The organism is Paracoccus ravus, assembly GCF_004522175.1.
Taxonomy (GTDB): domain Bacteria; phylum Pseudomonadota; class Alphaproteobacteria; order Rhodobacterales; family Rhodobacteraceae; genus Paracoccus; species Paracoccus ravus.
In genome coordinates this window covers 34,416-54,683 of record NZ_SDEB01000007.1, presented here as the reverse complement: position 1 = coordinate 54,683, position 20,268 = coordinate 34,416, and the positions used below count along the sequence as shown (strand labels likewise).

At 63.8% G+C, this 20,268-nt stretch carries 20 protein-coding genes and 2 tRNA genes; 15 read left to right on the top strand and 7 right to left on the bottom strand.

Going from position 1 to position 20,268, the window contains the following annotated elements; genetic code table 11:
* Positions 1-48 precede the first annotated feature (48 nt).
* From cysW to ESZ60_RS07855, 4 genes are read right to left on the bottom strand one after another with little or no spacing between them, the layout of a single operon-like run.
* Positions 49-873, bottom strand: a complete 825-nt coding sequence (gene cysW, locus ESZ60_RS07870; RefSeq protein ID WP_134679952.1) for a sulfate ABC transporter permease subunit CysW — start codon at positions 871-873, stop codon at positions 49-51.
* Entirely contained in the window at positions 870-1,712 is an 843-nt protein-coding gene (cysT, locus tag ESZ60_RS07865) for a sulfate ABC transporter permease subunit CysT (protein ID WP_134679950.1), read from the bottom strand. The genes cysW and cysT overlap by 4 nt, the downstream gene beginning before the upstream one ends.
* Positions 1,709-2,707: a sulfate ABC transporter substrate-binding protein gene (locus tag ESZ60_RS07860; RefSeq protein WP_134679948.1), complete on the bottom strand. Its 999-nt coding sequence runs from the start codon at positions 2,705-2,707 to the stop codon at positions 1,709-1,711. Before ESZ60_RS07860 ends, cysT begins: the two co-directional genes overlap by 4 nt.
* The gene (locus ESZ60_RS07855) at positions 2,704-3,804 is read right to left on the bottom strand and encodes a sulfate/molybdate ABC transporter ATP-binding protein (RefSeq protein WP_134679946.1); all 1,101 of its coding nucleotides are present in this window, start codon (positions 3,802-3,804) and stop codon (positions 2,704-2,706) included. The genes ESZ60_RS07860 and ESZ60_RS07855 overlap by 4 nt, the downstream gene beginning before the upstream one ends.
* 300 nt (positions 3,805-4,104) lie before the next feature.
* Here ESZ60_RS07855 and ESZ60_RS07850 point away from each other — a divergent pair, with 300 nt between their 5' ends.
* The 12 genes from ESZ60_RS07850 to ESZ60_RS07795 all read left to right on the top strand — a co-directional run bounded on the left by ESZ60_RS07850 (position 4,105) and on the right by ESZ60_RS07795 (position 13,505).
* The gene (locus ESZ60_RS07850) at positions 4,105-4,602 is read left to right on the top strand and encodes a GNAT family N-acetyltransferase (protein WP_134679944.1); all 498 of its coding nucleotides are present in this window, start codon (positions 4,105-4,107) and stop codon (positions 4,600-4,602) included.
* Positions 4,603-4,704: 102 nt separating this feature from the next.
* Positions 4,705-4,782: transfer RNA gene (locus tag ESZ60_RS07845), tRNA-Arg, on the top strand.
* A gap of 97 nt (positions 4,783-4,879) precedes the next feature.
* Complete coding sequence (coaBC, locus tag ESZ60_RS07840; RefSeq protein WP_134679943.1) at positions 4,880-6,136, top strand: bifunctional phosphopantothenoylcysteine decarboxylase/phosphopantothenate--cysteine ligase CoaBC; 1,257 nt, start codon at positions 4,880-4,882, stop codon at positions 6,134-6,136.
* Positions 6,133-7,203: a cysteine desulfurase family protein gene (locus tag ESZ60_RS07835; protein WP_134679941.1), complete on the top strand. Its 1,071-nt coding sequence runs from the start codon at positions 6,133-6,135 to the stop codon at positions 7,201-7,203. Before coaBC ends, ESZ60_RS07835 begins: the two co-directional genes overlap by 4 nt.
* Position 7,204: 1 nt before the next feature.
* Positions 7,205-8,731: a Fe-S cluster assembly protein SufB gene (gene sufB, locus ESZ60_RS07830; RefSeq protein ID WP_134679939.1), complete on the top strand. Its 1,527-nt coding sequence runs from the start codon at positions 7,205-7,207 to the stop codon at positions 8,729-8,731.
* A complete protein-coding gene (locus ESZ60_RS07825) occupies positions 8,731-8,958 on the top strand; it encodes a hypothetical protein (RefSeq protein ID WP_134679937.1) in 228 nt (75 codons plus the stop codon). Before sufB ends, ESZ60_RS07825 begins: the two co-directional genes overlap by 1 nt.
* Positions 8,959-9,016: 58 nt before the next feature.
* Positions 9,017-9,772 carry a Fe-S cluster assembly ATPase SufC gene (gene sufC, locus ESZ60_RS07820; RefSeq protein ID WP_134679935.1) on the top strand — a complete coding sequence of 252 codons (756 nt, stop codon included), beginning with the start codon at positions 9,017-9,019 and terminating at the stop codon, positions 9,770-9,772.
* The gene (locus ESZ60_RS07815; RefSeq protein WP_134679934.1) at positions 9,772-11,094 is read left to right on the top strand and encodes a SufB/SufD family protein; all 1,323 of its coding nucleotides are present in this window, start codon (positions 9,772-9,774) and stop codon (positions 11,092-11,094) included. The genes sufC and ESZ60_RS07815 overlap by 1 nt, the downstream gene beginning before the upstream one ends.
* A gap of 8 nt (positions 11,095-11,102) precedes the next feature.
* Positions 11,103-11,591 (top strand): hypothetical protein, encoded by a 489-nt coding sequence (locus ESZ60_RS07810; RefSeq protein ID WP_134679932.1) that lies wholly within the window; start codon positions 11,103-11,105, stop codon positions 11,589-11,591.
* Positions 11,588-12,175, top strand: a complete 588-nt coding sequence (locus ESZ60_RS07805) for a YIP1 family protein (protein WP_134679931.1) — start codon at positions 11,588-11,590, stop codon at positions 12,173-12,175. Before ESZ60_RS07810 ends, ESZ60_RS07805 begins: the two co-directional genes overlap by 4 nt.
* Positions 12,172-13,383: a cysteine desulfurase gene (locus tag ESZ60_RS07800; RefSeq protein ID WP_134679929.1), complete on the top strand. Its 1,212-nt coding sequence runs from the start codon at positions 12,172-12,174 to the stop codon at positions 13,381-13,383. The genes ESZ60_RS07805 and ESZ60_RS07800 overlap by 4 nt, the downstream gene beginning before the upstream one ends.
* A gap of 45 nt (positions 13,384-13,428) precedes the next feature.
* Positions 13,429-13,505, top strand: a tRNA-Arg gene (locus ESZ60_RS07795).
* Positions 13,506-13,574: 69 nt separating this feature from the next.
* Here ESZ60_RS07795 and ESZ60_RS07790 read toward each other — a convergent pair.
* Together ESZ60_RS07790 and ESZ60_RS07785 are read right to left on the bottom strand one after the other, a co-directional pair.
* Positions 13,575-13,871: a hypothetical protein gene (locus ESZ60_RS07790; RefSeq protein ID WP_209021262.1), complete on the bottom strand. Its 297-nt coding sequence runs from the start codon at positions 13,869-13,871 to the stop codon at positions 13,575-13,577.
* 166 nt (positions 13,872-14,037) lie between these two features.
* Positions 14,038-15,423, bottom strand: a complete 1,386-nt coding sequence (locus tag ESZ60_RS07785; protein ID WP_134680139.1) for a dipeptidase — start codon at positions 15,421-15,423, stop codon at positions 14,038-14,040.
* Positions 15,424-15,602: 179 nt separating this feature from the next.
* Between ESZ60_RS07785 and hemA the strand changes: the two genes are divergently transcribed.
* The 3 genes from hemA to ispG all read left to right on the top strand — a co-directional run bounded on the left by hemA (position 15,603) and on the right by ispG (position 19,392).
* Complete coding sequence (gene hemA, locus ESZ60_RS07780) at positions 15,603-16,832, top strand: 5-aminolevulinate synthase (RefSeq protein ID WP_134679927.1); 1,230 nt, start codon at positions 15,603-15,605, stop codon at positions 16,830-16,832.
* Positions 16,833-16,944: 112 nt separating this feature from the next.
* Positions 16,945-18,180, top strand: coding sequence for a helix-turn-helix domain-containing protein (locus ESZ60_RS07775; protein ID WP_134679926.1), 1,236 nt, complete (start codon positions 16,945-16,947; stop codon positions 18,178-18,180).
* Positions 18,181-18,267: 87 nt separating this feature from the next.
* Positions 18,268-19,392 (top strand): flavodoxin-dependent (E)-4-hydroxy-3-methylbut-2-enyl-diphosphate synthase, encoded by a 1,125-nt coding sequence (gene ispG / locus ESZ60_RS07770; protein ID WP_134679924.1) that lies wholly within the window; start codon positions 18,268-18,270, stop codon positions 19,390-19,392.
* A 32-nt stretch (positions 19,393-19,424) separates the two neighbouring features.
* Here the strand turns inward: ispG and ESZ60_RS07765 are convergent, their stop codons facing one another.
* Positions 19,425-20,174, bottom strand: a complete 750-nt coding sequence (locus ESZ60_RS07765) for a DsbA family protein (protein WP_134679922.1) — start codon at positions 20,172-20,174, stop codon at positions 19,425-19,427.
* Positions 20,175-20,268: the final 94 nt, after the last annotated feature.

Genomic DNA, 20,268 nt, shown 5'->3' with positions numbered 1-20,268 from the left:
TGGGGCAAACTGTCCAAGTCCACTGACATTCCCGCAAGTTCCGGCGGGTTACCTGCGGCTTTCCAGCGCGGCCTTGACGATCAGGACGACCAGCGCGATCACCGTCAGGGTCGAGGCGGCGGCAAAGGCTCCGGTGGTATTGAGGTCGTTGAACATCAATTCGATCTGCAAAGGCAGGGTATTCGTCTGCCCCCGGATCGCACCGGAAACGACCGAGACGCCGCCGAATTCGCCCACCGCCCGTGCCGTCGCCAATACCGCGCCGTATAAGAGCGCCCAGCGGATATTAGGCAGCGTAACCCGCGAAAAGACCTGCCAGCCCCTGGCACCGAGGGTCACGGCGGCCTCCTCCTGCTCGGAGCCCTGCGCCTGCATCAACGGCAGGACCTCGCGGGCGACAAAGGGGGCGGTCACAAACATGGTCACAAGGATGATGCCCGGCAGCGCAAACATGATCTTGAGGTCATGCGCGGCAAGCCATGGTCCCAGCAGGCCCTGCCGGCCATAAAGCAGCAGGTAGCAGATCCCCGCGATGATCGGCGAGATCGAAAAGGGGATCTCGATCATCGTCATGAGCAATTTGCGGCCGGGGAAACGGAAACGCGCGATTGCCCATGCCGCCGCGAGGCCGAAAGCCACGTTGAGCGGCACGACGATCACCGCGACCAGGGAGGTCAGGCCGATGGCATGCAGCGTCATCGGGTCAGCGATATTGGCGACATAAGTCCCCCAACCCTCGGCAAAGGCGCGCCAGAAGATGAAGGCCAGGGGCGCGATGACGAAGATCGCGGTCAGCCCGAAGGCGAGCGCGATCAGCAGGCGCGGCACCGCCCGGCTCTGGCCGGGGGCATGGGACAGGGCGGTCACGCTCATGCGCGGGCCTCCAGATGGCGGGCGGCGCGGAACTGCATCCAGTTCGACAGGATCAGCAGCACCAGCGCGAAGCCCAGAAGCACGAGCGCGATGGCGGCCGCGCCCTGATAGTCATATTCCTCGAGCCGGATATAGGCGAGCAGGGCCGCGATCTCGGTCTTGCCGGGCAGGTTCCCGGCGATGAAGACGACCGCGCCGAATTCGCCGAGCGAACGGGCGAAGGCCACGGTCGAGCCCGAGAGCCAAGCGGGCAGGATCGCCGGCAGCACGACGCGGCGGAAGATCTGCCACGGGCTCGCCCCAAGCGTCATCGCGGCCTGTTCCAGCGCCGGGTCGAGGTCCTCGAGCACCGGCTGGATCGCGCGGACCACGAAGGGCGTCGAGGTGAAGGCCATGGCGAGCGTCACGCCGGCGAGCGAATAGACGATCTCGATGCCCGCGCCCGAAAGCGGCGCGCCGAACCAGCCGTTCGCGGAATAGAGCGCGGTCAGCGAGATCCCCGCCACCGCCGTCGGCAGGGCGAAGGGCACGTCCATCAGCGCGTCGAGGATGCGCTTGCCGGGAAATTCGTAGCGGGTCAGCACCCAGGCCATCAGAAGCCCGTAAAAGGCGTTGAAGAGCGTGGCCAAAGCCGCGGCCGAGACCGTCACCCTCAGCGCCGACAGCGTGCGGTTCGAGGTCACGATGGCCCAGAATTGCGCCGGGCCGATCTCGGCCCCTTTCAGGATCAGCGCGATCACCGGGATCAGGATGATCAGCGCGACGTAAAGCAGCGTCGTGCCGAGGCTCAGAGTGAACCCCGGCAGCACGCGTTTCGGCTTGATGGCCGCAGCGCTCATTGGTTGACGAAGACCTTGTCGAGAATGCCGCCCGAGGCGAGATGCTCGGAGTGGATCTTGTCCCAACCGCCGAACACGTCATCCACGGTCAGCAGCTTGACCTCGGGGAAGTCGGCGGCGTGCTTGGCGGTCACGTCGGCATCGGTGGTGCGGTAATTGTGCTGGGCCAGGGTCTCTTGCGCCTCGGGCGAGTAGAGCCATTTCAGATATTCGGTCGAGACCTCGGTCGTGCCGTTGTTTTCGGCATTCTCGACCACCACGGCGACCGGGAAGGCGGCGAAAAGGCTGGTCGAGGGCGTCACGGCCTCGAAGCCCTGATCGGCATATTGCTTGGCGATGCCGCGGGTTTCGGCCTCGAAGGTGATCAGAACATCGCCCATGTTGCGCTCGGCAAAGGTCTGGGTCGCGGCGCGGCCCCCGGTGTCGAAAACCGGGACATTGGCAAAGATCTTGCCGACGAATTCCTGTGCCTTCTCCTGATCGCCGCCATTCTGTTGCAGCGCATAGGCATAGGCGGCGAGATAGGTATAGCGTCCGTTACCGCTGGTCTTGGGGTTCGGGAAGATCGACTTCACGTCGTCGCGGGTTAGGTCCGACCAGTCCTTGATGCCCTTGGGGTTACCCTTGCGGACGAGGAAGGCCGGAAGCGAATAATAGGGCGAGGCGCCGTTCGGCAGGGCCTCGCGCCAGTTTTCGGCGACGAGGCCGTTCTTGGCCAGCACGTCCACGTCGGTTTCCTGGTTGAAGGTCACGACATCGGCCGGCAGGCCTTCGAGAATGGCGCGGGCCTGTTTCGAGGAACCACCATGGCTCTGGTCGATGGTCACGTCCTTGCCGGTCTTGTCCTTCCAATAGGCCTGGAATTCCGGGTTCAGCGCCTCGAAAAGCTCGCGGGCGATGTCATAGCTGACATTCAGGATCTTGTCCTGAGCCATGGCCGGGGTTGCCCCCACGAGCAGCGCAAGCGCCGCGACGCGCAGTTTGGAAATCATCATAGGCTTTTCTCCTTGCGGGGGAATTCGATCGGCTGGGCCTGCATCTGTGCGGCGCGAGGCCCGGGAAATATCGCTGCGGCCTCGGGGCGCAGAAGGACGCGTGTGCCCTGTTCGAGACCCTTGGCCTCGGGCGCGCGGCGGGGAAGGTCCACGGGAATTGTCTGGCTGCCATCGCTGAGTTCCAGCCGCAGGATCGCCCCGTTCGAGGTGCAGCGGCTGACCTCCCAGCGCCCGGAAGGATCGGCGATGGGCGTGATATCGGCAGGCCGCAGGAACAGCGTCGCGGCACCGTCCGGCAGCGCGCGGCGGGGCAGGCGGCTGGCGTCGAGACCGGACGCTTCGGCCCGGCCCGCATGCAGCATCACCGGCAGTTCCACGGTCGCGCCCATGAAACGGGCGACGAAGGGGCTGGCCGGATGGTCATGGATCTGATCGGCATTGCCGATCTGTTCGATCTTGCCTTCGCCCATGACGACGACGCGGTCGGCGAGTTCAAAGGCTTCTTCCTGATCATGGGTCACAAATATCGTGGTCGAGCCGGTCTCTTCATGGACGCGGCGCAGCCAGGCCCGCAGATCGCGGCGCACGGCGGCATCGAGCGCACCGAAAGGCTCATCAAGCAGCAGCACGGTCGGCTCGATCGCGAGCGCCCGGCCAAGCGCCACACGCTGGCGCTGCCCGCCGGAAAGCTGCGCCGGATAACGCTCGCCCAGATGCCCGATCTGCAGGAAATGCAAAAGCTCGTCGACCTTGGCGGCGATCACCGCCTTGCCGGGCCGCTCGGCGCGCGGGCGCACGGTCAGGCCGAAGGCGATATTGTCGCGCACGGTCATATGCGGGAACAGTGCGTAATGCTGGAAAACGAAGCCGATGCGGCGCGCCTGTGCGGCGAGGCCCAGCCAGTCCTGACCATTGACCTGCAAGCCGCCGGAATTTGGCCATTCCAGCCCGGCGATGATCTTCAGCAGCGTCGTCTTGCCTGATCCCGAGGGACCCAGAAGCGCGACCAGTTCGCCGCTTTCGACGGTCAGGTCGATGCCCCGCAGCACGGCGGTGCCGCCAAAGCTTTTGGTCATGTTCTCGATGCTGATCGACATATGCGCGTCTCCCGGTTCAGATGACGAGGTATCGCTGCCGGGCCGAGGCGACAAGTTCGGCGCGCCCCGCGCAACGGCGTTCTACGCGAAGGATTTTCCCGCTTGGCAGCGGCGATGGACCGGCGTTCCTTGGAAGCGGGTGCGGCAGAAAAATTCTTCGGAATCCTGCATGCCAGGGCGGTGAATATCCTTATTTCAGCGGCCTCTCGCGCCGCAATCCCGGACGGGGGTTCAATGACGGGGGTTTAGTCGCCGATCGGCCTCTGATATGGCCTGGGCTGTGAAAACTGGGGGAATGCGATGGTTGTGGCAGAGCACGAGGCAGGGGATCTGGTTCTGGCGCTGGAAAGCCCGATGAGCGAGGATCTGGAACTGCTTTTCCTGCGGCATACGCAGGACATGCATGCCGACACTCCGCCGGAATCGATCCATATGATGCCGCGCGCGGATTTGGACCATCCCGATATCGCCTTTTTCACCCTGCGCGAAGCGGGGCGTGCTTTGGGGATGGGCGCGATCAAGCGCATCGGCCCCGGGCATGGCGAGGTCAAGTCGATGCATGTCCTGAGCGAAACGCGCGGGCGCGGATTGGCCCGGCTGCTGGTCGAGGGGATGATCGGGCATGCCCGCGAGGCAGGCTATGCGCGCCTGAGCCTCGAGACCGGCTCGCAGCCGATGTTTCTTGCCGCGCGCAAGCTTTACGAGCGGGCAGGCTTTCTCGAATGCGCGCCGTTCGGCAGTTACAGGCTTGACCCCAACAGCGTCTATATGACGCTCGACCTGTCGGCCCGCGACTGACGGTCGCAGCCGCTCCATCGTATGGCTTGGAATTGCCAATTCGGCCGGAAAACAGCCCGTTGACATGGTCGGACGAATTGGCCGATACAGCCGTTGAAATGCGGGCCGTTAGCTCAGCTGGATTAGAGCAGGGAACTTCTAATTCTCAGGTCGGGGGTTCGAGTCCTCCACGGCTCGCCATTCGTCATTCTTGCAAAGCCCGGACCGACTGCTTCCTTGCCTGAGGCGATCATTCGCCCTATCTGCTGTCGCAAGAACCGTCGCAAAGGAAGCCACCATGCTGGGCAGCCGCATCTTGCTGATCGTCGGGGGTGGAATTGCCGCCTTCAAAATTCCCGAACTGATCCGCATGTTGCGGCGCGAGGGCGTCGGTGTCACGCCCGTCCTGACCTCTGCCGGGGCAGAGTTCGTCACGCCCCTTACCTTGTCCGCGCTTGCCGAAAGCCCCTGCCATACGGCGCTTTTCGACCTGACCCGCGAATCCGAGATGGGACATATCCAATTGTCGCGCGCCGCCGATCTGGTCGTGGTGGCACCGGCGACCGCGGATCTGATGGCGAAGATGGCGACCGGGCTCGCCAATGATCTGGCCTCGACCCTGCTTCTAGCGACCGACAAGCCCGTGCTGGTCGCGCCCGCGATGAATGTGCGGATGTGGCAGCATCCCGCAACCCGGCGCAATCGCGACGTTCTGGCGGGTGACGGCGTGGCTTTTGTCGGTCCCGAGGAAGGCGACATGGCCTGCGGTGAATATGGCCCGGGCCGCATGGCGGAACCCGACGCGATCCTTGCGGCGATCCGCGCGGCGCTGGGGGACATGTCCCGTGCCCCGGCCGCGCCCGAGGATCATCGGCTGGCGGGGAAACATGTTCTGGTCACCTCGGGGCCGACCCATGAGCCAATCGATCCGGTGCGCTATATCGCGAACCGGTCGAGCGGCGCGCAGGGCACGGCCATCGCGGCGGCCTTGCGCGACATGGGTGCGCGGGTCAGCTTTGTCACCGGACCGGCGGATGTGCCGCCGCCCGCCGGCGTCGAGGTGATCCGCGTCGAGACGGCCCGGCAGATGCGTGACGCGGTCGAAAGCGCTCTGCCCGCCGATGCCGCGGTCATGGCGGCGGCCGTGGCCGATTGGCATGTCTCGAATGCGGGCGAGAGAAAGATCAAGAAGGACGGCTCGGGCCGGATGCCCGTCCTGGAATTCAACGAAAATCCCGATATCCTGGCCTGGCTGTCGCGGCTCGAAAGTGGCCGTCCCAAACTGGTCGTGGGCTTCGCGGCCGAGACCGATGACGTGCTTGCCCATGCCAGCGCGAAACGGCTGCGCAAGGGGGCGGATTGGATCGTCGCCAATGATGTCCGGCCACAGACCGGGATCATGGGTGGCGCAGAAAACGCGGTGACGCTGATCACATCGGATGGTCCCGAGGAATGGCCTCGCATGTTCAAGAGCGATGTCGCGCGCCGGCTCGCCGAACGGATCGCCGATGCCCTTACCGGACCGGTTCTTTTTGGCGCGGAGGTGGATGCATGAGCCCTCGGGTATATCTGGATTGGAACGCGACCGCTCCTCTGCGGCGCGAGGCGCGGCAGGCCATGCTGGAGGCCACCGAGATCACCGGCAACCCGTCCTCGGTTCATGCCGAGGGGCGCGCGGCCAAATCGGCGCTTGAACGGGCGCGCGAAGAGGTCGCCGGCGCCCTGGGTGCCGAGGGCGCGGATGTGATCTTTACCTCGGGGGCAACGGAATCCGCCGCGCTGATCATGCAGGACCGGGCTCTGGCCTGCGCGGCCGTCGAGCATGCCGCGGTTCTGGCCTGGTGCCGCGCCGAGCTGGAGGTCGATCGCGCGGGCAAGGTCGCCGTGCCCGATCCCTCGGCCTCGGCGTTGCAGCTTGCCAATCCCGAGACCGGCGTCATCCAGGACCTGCCGCAGGGGCTGGCGGTCAGCGACCTGACCCAGGCCTTTGGCAAGATCCCCTTCGCCTTCAACTGGCTGGGGATCGAGGCCGGGTTCGTCAGTGCGCATAAGCTGGGCGGGCCGCGTGGCATTGGCGCGCTGATCGTCAAACGCGGCACCGAGGTCGAGGCCCGGTTGAAGGGCGGCGGGCAGGAGCAAGGCCGCCGCGCGGGGACCGAGAATCTGATCGGCATCATGGGATTTGCCGCAGCGGCAAAAGCGGCCCAGAATGATCTGGATCAAGGTATCCCAGAAAAAATCTCGGAGATCCGCGATTCGCTGATGACTGCACTGGAATCCGGCGCAGAAATGGTTACATTCCCGGGGCGCGAATCCCGCCGCTTGCCGAATACGTTGTCTGTCCTGACGCCGGGTTGGCGCGGAGAGACCCAGGTGATGCAGATGGACCTTGCGGGCTTTGCCGTTTCGGCGGGCTCGGCCTGTTCATCCGGCAAGGTGCGGCCCAGCAATGTGCTGACTTCCATGGGGATCGCGACGGAATGGGCGGGCGATGCAATCCGCGTCTCGATCGGACCGACCACGGACCATCGGGACATTATGCGTTTTGCAGATGCCTGGCTGGCGGCATATGGCCGCTGGCGCGAAAGGAATGAATCGCGGGCGACCGCAGGAAGGGTTTGAGATGGCTGAAGAGATCAGCGACGTGATCGAGGTGCGCGAGGGCGTAGACCGCGAGACCGTCGAGACCGTCCAGAACATGGGGTCCTACAAATACGGCTGGGACACCGAGATCGAGATGGAATACGCGCCGAAAGGCGTGAACGAGGACATCGTCCGCCTGATCTCGGCCAAGAACGAAGAACCGGAATGGATGACCGAGTGGCGGCTGCAGGCCTTCCGCCGCTGGCAGACTATGACCGAGCCGAAATGGGCGATGCTGAACTATCCTGAGATCGATTATCAGGACCAGTATTACTACGCCCGCCCGAAAAGCATGGAAGTGAAGCCGAAGTCCTTGGACGAGGTTGATCCCAAGCTGCTGGCGACCTACGAAAAGCTGGGCATTCCGCTGAAAGAGCAAATGCTGCTGGCTGGCGTCGAAGGCGCTGACGACACTCCGGCCGAGGCCCGCAAAGTCGCGGTCGACGCGGTTTTCGACTCGGTTTCCGTCGGCACCACCTTCAAGGATGAGCTGGCGAAAGCCGGGGTCATCTTCTGCTCGATCTCGGAAGCGATCCGCGAGCATCCCGAACTGGTCAAGAAATACCTCGGCTCGGTCGTGCCGCAATCGGACAACTTTTTTGCGACGCTGAACTCGGCGGTCTTCTCGGACGGCTCCTTCGTCTATATCCCGCCGGGCACCCGCTGCCCGATGGAACTCTCGACCTATTTCCGCATCAATGCGGAGAACACCGGCCAGTTCGAGCGCACGCTGATCATCGCCGACAAGGGCTCCTATGTGAGCTACCTCGAGGGCTGCACTGCGCCCAAGCGCGACGTGGCCCAGCTGCATGCCGCTGTCGTGGAAATCGTCATCCTGGAAGATGCAGAGGTCAAATACTCGACCGTCCAGAACTGGTTCCCCGGCGACGAGGAAGGCAAGGGCGGCATCTATAACTTCGTCACCAAGCGCGCGGATTGCCGCGAGGCGCGGGCGAAGGTGATGTGGACGCAGGTCGAAACCGGCTCGGCAATCACTTGGAAATACCCGTCCTGCATCCTGCGCGGCGATGAAGCGCAAGGCGAGTTCTACTCGATCGCCATCGCCAACAACATGCAGCAGGCGGATACCGGCACCAAGATGATCCATCTTGGCAAGAACACCCGCTCGCGCATTGTTTCCAAAGGGATTTCTGCCGGTAAGGCGCAGAACACCTATCGCGGCCTCGTGACCATGCACCCCAAGGCCACGAACAGCCGCAACTACACGCAATGCGACAGCCTGCTGATCGGCGATCAATGCGGCGCCCATACCGTGCCCTATATCGAGGTCAAGAACACCTCGTCCCGCGTCGAGCACGAGGCCACCACCTCGAAGGTCGATGACGACCAGCTCTTCTATTGCCGCGCCCGTGGCATGGACGAGGAAGAGGCTGTGGCTCTGGTCGTGAACGGCTTCTGCCGCGAGGTCCTTCAGGCGCTTCCGATGGAATTCGCCATGGAAGCGCAATCGCTGGTCGCGATCTCGCTGGAAGGGAGCGTCGGCTGATGGCCACCTATGGTCAGGTTATGGACTGGGTTAAAGAAAACAAGGGGATCGCGATCCACCACACTTGTTGGGTGGCGCATTGTAAAGCGATCGCACTTGGGCTTCCCAATCCGGAACTGACCATGGAGGGCACCCCACGAGTCGTGCCTTGCCCTCACGGCCCAGCGAGAAAAGCTATTTTCGAAGCGTTCGCTGAGTTGGGTATTCCCAACGGTCGACGCACCTAGAACGAACTAGATGGTGTCGGCCACCGGCACCGCCACACCATCGACTGAGGTAAGAATAATGCTGAACATCAAGAACCTGCACGTCAAACTTGAGGACGAGGACAAGCAGATCCTCAAAGGCGTCGACCTGACCGTCCCGGCGGGTGAAGTCCATGCGATCATGGGTCCGAATGGCTCGGGCAAATCGACGCTCTCCTATGTTCTTTCGGGCCGCGACGGCTATGAAGTGACCGAGGGTGAAGCCAGCCTCTACGATCACGACCTCTTGGACATGGAGCCGGAAGAGCGCGCCGCGGCGGGCCTGTTCCTTGCCTTCCAATACCCGGTCGAGATCCCCGGCGTCGGCAACCTGACCTTCCTGCGCACCGCCGTGAACGCTCAGCGCAAGGCACGCGGCGAGGACGAACTCTCCTCGGGCGAGTTCCTGAAAGTCGTGCGCGAGAAAGCCAAGACCCTGCAGATCGACGCCGACATGCTGAAGCGTCCGGTCAACGTCGGCTTCTCGGGCGGTGAGAAGAAGCGCAACGAGATCCTGCAAATGGCGATGCTGGAACCGAAGATGTGCATCCTCGACGAGACCGACTCGGGCCTCGACGTCGACGCCATGCGTCTGGTGGCGGAGGGCGTCAACGCGCTGCGTTCGCCCGAGCGCAGCTTCCTTGTCATCACCCACTACCAGCGCCTGCTGGACCACATCAAACCGGATGTCGTCCACATCATGTCCAATGGCCGCATCATCAAGACCGGCGGCCCGGAACTGGCCCTCGAAGTCGAAAAGAACGGCTACGGCGACCTGTTGGCGGAGGTCGGCTAATGGCGGATACGGCTGTTCTTGCCAGCAAGGCGCCGGTGGCCGAGAAGCCTCGGTCCGTGCTGGATGCGCGCCTTGAGGCGCTTGACCTGCCGCGTGGCGGCTTCACCGCTGCGGCCCGCGCGGATGCAGCGGACCGCCTGAACGCGATGGGCCTGCCCGGCAAGCGCGACGAATATTGGCGCTATACCGACCCGGCGGCCTTCAATGCGCCCACGGCAGAGCCGCTGGCCTTCACCAGCCGCGCCTCGACCCTGTTTGACGAGATCGAACAGCTGAAACTGGTCTTCGTCGATGGACGCTTTGACGCGGACGCCTCGGACGCACTGGATGGCGAGGGGCTCGAGATCTCGACCCTGGCCGCCGCCGATGCGGCAGGCGATCACTGGGCCGCCGATCTCTACGGCAAGCTGGAGACCGCGGGTCAGAACCCGGTGAAGCGTCCCTTCGCCGTGCTGAACACGCTGGCCGCCACCGATGGCGTGCTGATCCGCGTCACAGGCAAGGTCTCGCGTCCGGTCCACATCCTTTATCGCCGCGAGGCGCAGGATGCCGATGTCACCATCCACCACGTCATCCGCCTTGAAGAAGGCTCGGAACTGACGCTGCTGGAAACCGGTGGCATTGCCGCGCGCTCGAACGTCGCGATCGAGGTCGAAGTGAATAAGGAAGCCCGCTTCCATCACATCGCCAGCAAGCGCGCGGATGACGCCAAGGTCGGCATCGGCCATGTCTTCGCCCGCGTGGGCGAAGGCGCGCTGTTCAAGTCCTTCACGCTGTCCGTCAATGGCAGCATGATGCGCAATGAAGGCGTGATCGAGATCGTCGGCGACGACGCGGTGGCCCATATTGCCGCCGCCGTATTGGGCGACGGCACCGAAGGCCGCTTCCACCATGACGACACCGTCTTCATCACCCATGCCGCCGAGCGTTGCGAAAGCCGTCAGGTGTTCAAGAAGGTGCTGAAGAACGGCGCGGATGGCATTTTCCAGGGCAAGATTCTGGTGAAGCCCGGCGCGCAGAAAACTGACGGCTACCAGATCAGCCAAGGGCTTCTGCTGGACGAGGGCAGCCAGTTCCTCGCCAAGCCGGAACTCGAAATCTATGCCGACGACGTCAAATGCTCGCATGGATCGACGACCGGTGCGCTGGACGAAACCGCGATGTTCTACCTGCGCTCGCGCGGGGTTCCCAAGGAACAGGCGGTGGTTCTGCTGGTCCTGTCCTTCCTCGCCGATGCGCTGGAAGAGATCGAGGATGACCGTCTGCGCGACGACATCCTGACCCGACTTGACGAGTGGCTGACCAGCCGCGCCTCGGCCTGAGACAGTCGATGACCCGCGAAGGAATCCTGCCGCGGATCATCGAAAGCTGGTGGGCGCCGGGCAGGGTGGTACACGCCTTGCGCGGTTTGCCCGACCGGGCGCTGATCGCGATTCTCATGGCCGCCATGCTGGTCTTCTGGATCGCCCAGGCGCCGCAACACGCGCGCGACGCACAGCTTGACCCCTCGGTGCCTTTGCAGGCGCGGATGGGCGGTGCGCTGCTGGCGGTGATGTTCATGTTGCCGCTGCTGGCTTACGGGCTGGCGGCACTGGTTTCCCTGTTTTCTCGCCTGACCCCGCGTCCGGTCAGCGGTCATGCTTCCCGCGTGGCGCTGTTCTGGGCGCTGCTTGCGGTCTCGCCTGCGATGCTGCTTGCCGGGCTGACGGCGGGGCTTGTCGGTCCGGGGGCCGCTCTTGGCGTGACGCGGGCGGTGGCGGGTCTGGGATTTCTCGTGATATGGGGCGCCGGACTGGGCGCATTGACGAGGACGGAATGAAATTCGCTGATCTTGGTGATCTTGTGGTCCTGACGCTCCGGACCCCGGATCGCGCGGTGCGCCTGCTACGCGGGCTCGATCTGGCGGCAAGCGAGCGCTGGATGCTGGTGATTCTGGCCGCGAGCCTTTCGAGCCTCTTGGCCGGTATCGCGCGCCTGATTTTTCCGGTGCCCGAGGGCGACCCGCTGGCCCGGATCCTGTCGGACCCGATGACGCTCGCCGGATTGCAATTCGGCGCGATGGCCGTCTCGGCCATTGCCGTCACGGTGATCGGCCGCGCCTTTGGCGGCAAGGGCGTGTTCGCGGATGCGCTGGTTCTTGTCGGCTGGGTCGAGTTGATCCTTGTCGGCCTGCAGGCTGTCCAGCTTTTCCTGATGCTGCTTGTTCCGCCCTTGGCCAATCTGATGTCCCTCTTGGCCTTTGGTCTGTCGATCTACCTCACCATATCTTTGACAAAGGCCCTGCACGGCTTCACCAGCACGCCCAAGGTGGCGCTGGGGTTCATCGGCGGCGTCTTTTTGGTGGCGACCGTGCTTTCGGTCATCGCCGCCGCATTTGGAGTTCTTCCGGAGGTCGCTCCATGAGCCTCGATATCGAAAAGATCCGCGCCGATTTCCCGATCCTCGGGCGGCAGGTGAATGGCCGTCCGCTGGTCTATCTGGACAATGGCGCCTCGGCCCAGAAGCCCAAGGTCGTGATCGAGGCCATCACCCGCGCCTATGAGGCGGAATATGCCAACGTCCATCGCGGGCTGCATTTCCTGTCCAATCTCGCCACCGAGAATTATGAGCGCGTGCGCGCGATCATCGCCCGTTTCCTCCATGCCCCGTATGAGGATGAGGTGATCTTCACCTCGGGCGCGACCGAGGGGATCAATCTCGTCTCCTATGGCTGGGCCGCGCCGCGTCTGCAGGCGGGCGACGAAATCGTGGTCTCGGTGCTGGAACATCACGCCAATATCGTGCCATGGCATTTCCTGCGCGAGCGTCAGGGCGTCGTGCTGAAATGGGTCGAGCCCGAGCCCGACGGCTCGCTGCCGCCCGAGAAGGTTCTGGCCGCCGTCGGACCGCGCACGAAGCTGATCGCCGTCACCCACATGTCCAACGTGACGGGCACGGTGGTCGATGTCGCGGCCATCGCGCGCGGCACGGATGTCCCGGTTCTGGCCGATGGCAGTCAGGCCTCGGTCCATATGCCGGTAGATGTGGGCGCGCTTGGCGTCGATTTCTACTGCATCACCGGCCACAAGCTTTACGGCCCGTCGGGTTCCGGCGCGATATGGATCAGGCGCGAGCGTCAGGCCGAGATGCGGCCCTTCATGGGCGGCGGCGACATGATCCGCACGGTCACGCGCGACGGGATCGACTATGCCGACCCGCCCTTGCGCTTCGAGGCCGGCACACCCGGCATCGCCAATCAGATCGGCCTTGGCGCGGCGCTGGAATATCTCATGGGCCTTGGCATGGAGAACATCGCCGCGCATGAGAAATCCCTGCGCGACTATGCCCGCGAGCGGTTGCGCAGCCTGAACTGGCTCAGCATTCAGGGCGACGCGGCTGACAAGGGCGCGATCTTCTCGATGACGATGCAGGGGGCGCATGCCCATGACATCTCGACGATTCTCGACAAGCGCGGCATTGCCGTCCGGGCCGGTTCGCATTGCGCGATGCCGCTGATGGAGTTCTTTGGCGTCAGTGCCACGGCGCGTGCGAGCTTTGCGATGTACAACACCCAGGCCGAGGTCGATGCTCTTGTCGATGGCCTCGGTTTTTGTCGCGAGCTTTTCGCCTAACCCCATTGCATGGCCGCGAATTAGCGGCTATGCAGCCCAAGCATTGCACCCGTAGCTCAGCTGGATAGAGCGCTGCCCTCCGAAGGCAGAGGTCAGAGGTTCGAATCCTCTCGGGTGCGCCAGTTCACTCCGACATTTCTGCCGAATTTGCGCAATGTTTCAGCCGCGCCGACCTTGCCCGTCGCGTGGCGCTACAGCGGTGGCTCTTCGGTTGCGACGGTCATCTCACCGGTGCTGCCGGTGACTTCGGGCGCGCCATGGCGGATGCGATAGCCCTCGGTGCGGCAGACCTGATTTGCCTCGTCATCGCTCAGCGTGGCGGGTCGGCTCAGGGCGCGGTCCCACAGCACCATGTCATGGCGGTAGAGCTGGCAGGTGACAGGCCCGGAGGGGGTCGATACTGAAATCGTCGGCGTTGCGTAATCTGCGGGATCGGACGAGCAGGCAGAGACGGCAAGCAGGCTGGCAGCCAATAATCTGTATGGCATCGCAGTGATTCCCTGTTTGAAAGACACACCTTCAGACAGGGTTTCATTTTGTACAAATTGTTCAAGACAAATCTGCGGTTTGCGTGAAAAGGCCCGAACTGTTCGAGCTTCGCCCCAAAAACCGGATCGTTGCCCCCCGGCGCGCAGCGCCGCCGGGGGCGGGTATTCAGCTCAATGCGGCAAGGATGCGCGCCCAGCTCCGCGCGCCTTGCGCAAAGCTTGCGAGATCGTATTTCTCGTTCGGAGAATGAATACGGTCATCGTCGCGGCCAAAGCCGATCAGCATGGAATCCATGCCGAGGATTTCCTTGAAATCCCCCGCGATCGGGATCGAGCCGCCCGCGCCGATATAGGCGGCTTCGCGGCCCCATTCCTCGGACAGCGCCTCTTTCGCGGCGGCAAAGGCCGGATCGGAAATATCCATGCGGCTTGCCGGGCTGCCGCCATGCTCGTGGAACTCGACCGAGCAATCCTCGGGCAGGGCGGCGCGGATATGGGCGCGGAAGGCGGCGCGGATCTTCTCGGGATCCTGCGTGCCGGTCAGGCGGAAGCTGACCTTGGCGCGCGCCTCGGCGGGAAGGACCGTCTTGAAGCCCTCGCCGGTATAGCCGCCCGAGATGCCGTTGATCTCGAAGGTCGGGCGGTTCCAGACCATTTCCAGCCCGGTGCGGCCCTGCTCTCCGACGGGATGCTTCAGGCCGACGCGCGACAGGAAGTCGCCAGCGTCGAAACCCAGATCCTCCCAATCGGCGCGGAGTTCGTTCGAGAGATCCTCGACCCCGTCATAAAAGCCGGGCAGGGTGACGCTTCCGGTCTCGTCCTTGATCGTCGCGAGGGCATTTACCAGAAGCTGGATCGGATTCGCGGCGAGCCCGCCGAAACTGCCCGAATGCAGATCGCGATCGGCGGCATGGACGATGATCTCTTCGCCGCAGAGGCCGCGAAGCTGCGTGGTGATGGCGGGGCGGCCATCGGAATACATGCCGGTATCGCAGATCATCGCGATGCCCGCCCGCAATTCTTCGGCATTCTCATGCAGGAAGGGGCGCAGGCTCGGCGAGCCGGATTCCTCTTCGCCCTCGAAGAGCAGGATCAGATCGGTGGGCAGGTTGCCATGGACAGCCTTCCAGGCGCGGAAGGCCTCGACAAAGGTCATCAGCTGGCCCTTGTCATCGGCCGCGCCGCGGCCGCGGATGACCTTGCCCGCGGGCGTGTCCTCGATCGCGGGTTCGAAGGGCGGGCGGTCCCAGAGGTTCAGCGGATCGACCGGTTGGACATCGTAGTGTCCGTAAAAGAGCAGCGCGCGGCGCTCGCCCTTGGGCGAATGGGCCACGACCATCGGATGTCCGGGCGTGTCGCGGATCGAGGCCTCGAAGCCAAGGCCTGCAAGCTCGGCGCAAAGCCATTCGGCGGCGCGGCGGACATCGCCCTTATGCGCCGGATCAGTCGAGATCGAGGGGATGCGCAGGAACTCGACCAGCCGGTCCAGCGCCTCGGGCAAGCCCCTGTCGAGCGTTGAAAGTACTTCCTCGATTCTTGCGCTTTCCTGCATGTTCTGCCTTTCCATATTGAAATTCTCGGGGAAATTCCGTGGTCTTCCCGTGGTCCCATTGTCGTAATGCGACATTTTGACCCTATATTTCCCTTAACTTGAGACGTATCAAGTTAACACCCGCGGGATCGGCCCAAGATCCCCCCAGCAAGCGAATTGAAGCAAGGCAAGGGACGAAGATGGATTATTCGGCCGCCCTCGATCAGGCCATCGGGAAGCTGCATGAGGAAGGCCGTTACCGGACCTTCATCGATATCGAGCGGCGAATGGGTGCCTATCCTCACGCGGTCTGGACGCGGCCCGACGGAACCGAGACCGAAATCACCGTCTGGTGCGGCAATGACTATCTGGGCATGGGCCAGCATCCGGCTGTCCTGAGCGCCATGCATGAGGCGCTTGATTCGACCGGCGCGGGATCGGGCGGCACGCGCAACATCTCGGGGACCACTGTTTACCACAAGCGGCTCGAGGCCGAGATCGCCGATCTGCATGGCAAAGAGGCCGCGCTGGTCTTTTCCAGCGCATATATCGCCAATGACGCGACCCTTTCGACTTTGCGCAAGCTTTTCCCCGGCCTGATCATCTATTCCGACGCGCTGAACCATGCGTCCATGATCGAGGGCATCAAGCGTTTCGACGGTGCGAAGCGGATCTTTCGCCACAATGACGTCGCGCATCTGCGCGAATTGCTCGCATCCGATGATCCCGCCGCGCCGAAGCTGATCGCCTTTGAATCGATCTATTCGATGGATGGCGATTTCGGCCCCATCGCCGCGATCTGCGATCTGGCCGAGGAATTCAACGCGCTGACCTATCTCGACGAGGTCCATGCCGTCGGCATGTATGGGCCGCGCGGCGGCGGCGTCGCCCAGCGGGATGGTCTGAGCGACCGGATCGACATCTTCAACGGCACGCTCGGCAAGGCCTTCGGCGTATTTGGCGGCTATATCGCGGCTTCGGCCAAGATGGTCGATGCGATCCGCTCCTATGCGCCGGGCTTCATCTTCACCACCTCGATCCCGCCTGCCGTGGCGGCCGGGGCGGCAGCGTCCATCGCCTTTCTGAAAACCGCCGAGGGCCAGAAGCTGCGCGATGCCCATCAACTGCACGCCCGCATCCTGAAGATGCGACTGCGCGGTCTTGGCATGCCGATCATGGATCACGGCAGCCATATCGTGCCGGTCCATGTCGGCAATCCGGTCCATTGCAAGGCGCTGTCGGACATGCTGCTGGCCGATTTCGGCATCTATGTGCAGCCGATCAACTTCCCGACCGTGCCGCGCGGCACCGAGCGGCTGCGTTTCACGCCGTCTCCGGTCCACCTGCCCAAGGATATCGACGCGCTGGTGCGGGCGATGGACGCGCTTTGGTCACAATGCAAGCTGAGCCGCGCTTCCTCTGTCGCCTGAGGGTTGCGAGGGGATGATAAGATCTCGCGTGCGTGATAACCTTCCATTAAGGAAGCTGTGACAGCCTTCCGATTCGGAAGACTGTGCATAAATAAAAAATGGGGCAGGCGGAATGATCGGGCTGAGGGGGGGCTCCCCAATGCAGCATGATGAACAGGCGGGACATGCGCCCGGCGCAGAGGAAGGCGAGATCCGGCTGGGCGACCTGATGCGGGGCGAACGTGCCACGCTGGGCAAGTCCTTGCTGGACGTGCAGCGCGAGCTGCGGATCCGCGCCTCATATGTCGCCGCAATCGAGAATTGTGATATCTCGGCATTTGACACGCCGAGCTTCATCGCGGGCTATGTGCGATCCTATGCCCGCTATCTGGGCATGGATGCCGATTGGACATTCCGGCGCTTTTGCCATGAATCCGGCTTCAAGCCGACGCATGGCATGGCGGCGGCCGCTTCCGGTCCGAAGCCGCAACGACGACCTTCTGACCCGGCCGAGGCGCTGGCCAATCCGCATCCGATCTTTCTGCCCAAGCCGGAAAGCATGTGGTCCTCGATCGAGCCGCGCGCGATCGGTTCGGTCCTTGTCATGGCCCTGCTGGCCTGTGGACTGGGTTATGGCGGATGGTCGGTCCTGCAAGAGGTCCAGAAGGTCAACCTGACCCCGGGCGAGCAATCCCCCGGCGTGGTCGCGTCGCTCGATCCGGTTCAGGACGCGGCGCAACCCGAGGCGGTCGATTCCGCGCAGCTGAACCTGCCGCGCCCTGAGGGCATCGACCGCACCTATCGCCCTCAGGCGCTCGAGGTTCCGGTGCTCGTCGCGCGGGACGGGCCGATCGCTGCGATCGACCCCGGCCTGAACGCGCCGGCGATGCAGCCCGCCATTCCGGCGCAGAGCGTCGCGGCTTCGGTCGTCGATCCGGCCCGGACGGGATCGGCTGCGGGCAATGTCTTTGGCCCGCAAATGCCCGAGCAACTGGCGGCGGTGCGCACGATTGCGCCCGATGCTGCGGCGGTCGAGATCCTGGCGGCGCGCCCGGCCTGGGTGCGCGTCACCTCGGCCGATGGCACGGTGCTGCTTGAAAAGACGATGGATGCCGGCGAGCGCTTTGCCCTGCCAAAGCTCGAGGCGCCGCCCGTGCTGCGGACCGGCAATTCCGGCGCGGTCTATTTCGCGGTGAACGGACAGGCCTATGGCCCGGCGGCACCCGGCGCCAAGGTGGTCAAGAATGTCGAGCTTTCGCCCGAAGCCCTGACCGCGAAATTCGCCCTTGCCGATCAGACAAAGGACCCCGAACTGGCCTCGATGATCGCGGTCGCCTCGGCGGCACCGGTCGCGCCCGTTCAGGAATAGGCGAGTTTCCCTGCGCCGGCTTGCCCACCGGCGCACATGGGCCTATGTCTGAGGCGAAACCCTCCGGCGCAGCACAAGGCCCATTTCATGTCGCTCAACCCGATCCGACCCTGGCGCAATATCGAGAGGCGAAAGTCCCGTCAGATCATGGTGGGACGGGTCCCCGTCGGGGGCGATGCGCCGATCAGCGTCCAGACGATGACGAATACCGACACGTCGGATGTCAGGGCAACGCTGGATCAGATCATCCGCGCCGCGGATGTCGGCGCGGATATCGTCCGGGTTTCGACCCCGGACGAGGCCTCGACCCGCGCGCTGCGAGAGATTTGTCGTGAAAGCCCGGTTCCGATCGTCGCCGATATCCATTTCCACTACCGCCGCGCCATCGAGGCCGCAGAAGCCGGCGCCGCCTGCCTGCGGATCAATCCGGGCAATATCGGCGATGCGGCGCGCGTGCGTGAGGTCATCAAGGCGGCCAAGGATCACGGCTGCTCGATCCGCATCGGCGTCAATGCCGGCAGCCTTGAAAAACACCTGCTCGAGAAATACGGCGAGCCTTGCCCCGATGCGATGGTCGAATCCGGCCTCGATCACATCCGCATCCTGCAGGACAACGACTTTCACGAGTTCAAGATCAGCGTGAAGGCCTCGGACGTGTTTCTCGCGGCGGCGGCCTATCAGCAACTGGCGGATGCGACGGACGCGCCAATCCATCTTGGCATCACCGAGGCAGGTGGTCTGGTCTCGGGCACCGTAAAATCCGCGATCGGGCTAGGCAACCTGCTCTGGATGGGCATTGGCGACACGATCCGCGTGAGCCTGTCGGCCGATCCGGTCGAAGAGGTCAAGGTCGGTTTCGAGATCCTCAAATCCCTGGGCCTGCGCACTCGGGGCGTGCAGATCATCTCCTGCCCAAGCTGCGCGCGGCAGGGTTTCGACGTCATCAAGACCGTCGAGCTTCTCGAGAAAAGGCTGGAACACATCAAGACCCCGATGAGCCTTTCGATCATCGGCTGCGTGGTGAACGGGCCGGGCGAGGCGCTCATGACCGATATCGGCTTTACCGGGGGCGGGGCCGGAAATGGCATGGTCTATCTGGCCGGAAAGCAGGATCACAAGATGTCGAACGACCAGATGGTCGATCACATCGTCTCGCTGGTCGAAGAGCGGGCGAGTGCGATCCAGGCGGCCGAGGCCGCAGCGGCGGAATAAGAGAGGGCGGTGCCGTCGCACCGCCCGATCCTTCATCCCTTGGCTGCTGCGCGGACCCTGTCGACAAATGGCTTCAGCCCGTCCTGCGGCACACCGCGCAGCATTTCGCCCTCGATGATGAAGGTGGGGGTGCCCATGATCCGCATCTGCTCGGCCAGCTGATGGTTCTTGCGGATGACGGCGGCGACTTCTTCGGTATTCATTCGGTTCAGCACGGCCTTGTCATCTGCCCCGACCTTGACCGCGAGCTTGCCCAGCGTCTCCAGATTGACCGGGCCGCGCGATTCCATCAGCGCGTCATGCACCTGCTTGTAGGCCTCGGCCCCCGCCTCTTGCTGGATCGCGACGGCAAAGCGGGCGGCAAGCTGGCTTTCCTCGGTCAGGATCGGGAATTCCTTGATGATCCAGCGGATATTGCCATCCTCACGGATGAGCTTTTCGACCGCCGGGTTGATCTGCTTGCAGTAGCCGCAGCGGTAGTCGATGAATTCGACCAGCGTGACATCGCCTTGGGGATTGCCGCCGATCCAGCTATGGCCATCCTCAAAGATCGCCTCCTTGTTGTTTTCGACCAGCAGCTTGTCATTCTTGGATTCGTCGGCGACGCGGCGCTGCTCAAGGACATTGATCGACTCGACCAGCACATCGGGATTGGCCATCAGATAGTCGCGCACCGCCGTGCCAAAGGCGGCCTTCTCGTCCTCGCTCATATTGGCGGGGTCGAAGGCCAGGGCGGGCAGGGCGGTCGCGGCAAGCGCGGCCGCGGTCAGAATGGCTTTCATCCGGTGTCCTTTCAATTTGGCGCAAAGCTTGGCCCGCGGCGCGGCGGGTTGCAAGCCGACAAGCCGACCTCCCGGCGCAACTCACGCGGGGTTG

Bases quoted from the DNA above. Each gene is read 5' to 3' on its own strand.
- cysW (WP_134679952.1), bottom strand. From the start codon at position 873: ATGAGCGTGACCGCCCTGTCCCATGCCCCCGGCCAGAGCCGGGCGGTG.
- cysT (WP_134679950.1), bottom strand. From the start codon at position 1,712: ATGAGCGCTGCGGCCATCAAGCCGAAACGCGTGCTGCCGGGGTTCACT.
- ESZ60_RS07860 (WP_134679948.1), bottom strand. From the start codon at position 2,707: ATGATGATTTCCAAACTGCGCGTCGCGGCGCTTGCGCTGCTCGTGGGG.
- ESZ60_RS07855 (WP_134679946.1), bottom strand. From the start codon at position 3,804: ATGTCGATCAGCATCGAGAACATGACCAAAAGCTTTGGCGGCACCGCC.
- ESZ60_RS07850 (WP_134679944.1), top strand. From the start codon at position 4,105: ATGGTTGTGGCAGAGCACGAGGCAGGGGATCTGGTTCTGGCGCTGGAA.
- coaBC (WP_134679943.1), top strand. From the start codon at position 4,880: ATGCTGGGCAGCCGCATCTTGCTGATCGTCGGGGGTGGAATTGCCGCC.
- ESZ60_RS07835 (WP_134679941.1), top strand. From the start codon at position 6,133: ATGAGCCCTCGGGTATATCTGGATTGGAACGCGACCGCTCCTCTGCGG.
- sufB (WP_134679939.1), top strand. From the start codon at position 7,205: ATGGCTGAAGAGATCAGCGACGTGATCGAGGTGCGCGAGGGCGTAGAC.
- ESZ60_RS07825 (WP_134679937.1), top strand. From the start codon at position 8,731: ATGGCCACCTATGGTCAGGTTATGGACTGGGTTAAAGAAAACAAGGGG.
- sufC (WP_134679935.1), top strand. From the start codon at position 9,017: ATGCTGAACATCAAGAACCTGCACGTCAAACTTGAGGACGAGGACAAG.
- ESZ60_RS07815 (WP_134679934.1), top strand. From the start codon at position 9,772: ATGGCGGATACGGCTGTTCTTGCCAGCAAGGCGCCGGTGGCCGAGAAG.
- ESZ60_RS07810 (WP_134679932.1), top strand. From the start codon at position 11,103: ATGACCCGCGAAGGAATCCTGCCGCGGATCATCGAAAGCTGGTGGGCG.
- ESZ60_RS07805 (WP_134679931.1), top strand. From the start codon at position 11,588: ATGAAATTCGCTGATCTTGGTGATCTTGTGGTCCTGACGCTCCGGACC.
- ESZ60_RS07800 (WP_134679929.1), top strand. From the start codon at position 12,172: ATGAGCCTCGATATCGAAAAGATCCGCGCCGATTTCCCGATCCTCGGG.
- ESZ60_RS07790 (WP_209021262.1), bottom strand. From the start codon at position 13,871: ATGCCATACAGATTATTGGCTGCCAGCCTGCTTGCCGTCTCTGCCTGC.
- ESZ60_RS07785 (WP_134680139.1), bottom strand. From the start codon at position 15,423: ATGCAGGAAAGCGCAAGAATCGAGGAAGTACTTTCAACGCTCGACAGG.
- hemA (WP_134679927.1), top strand. From the start codon at position 15,603: ATGGATTATTCGGCCGCCCTCGATCAGGCCATCGGGAAGCTGCATGAG.
- ESZ60_RS07775 (WP_134679926.1), top strand. From the start codon at position 16,945: ATGATCGGGCTGAGGGGGGGCTCCCCAATGCAGCATGATGAACAGGCG.
- ispG (WP_134679924.1), top strand. From the start codon at position 18,268: ATGTCGCTCAACCCGATCCGACCCTGGCGCAATATCGAGAGGCGAAAG.
- ESZ60_RS07765 (WP_134679922.1), bottom strand. From the start codon at position 20,174: ATGAAAGCCATTCTGACCGCGGCCGCGCTTGCCGCGACCGCCCTGCCC.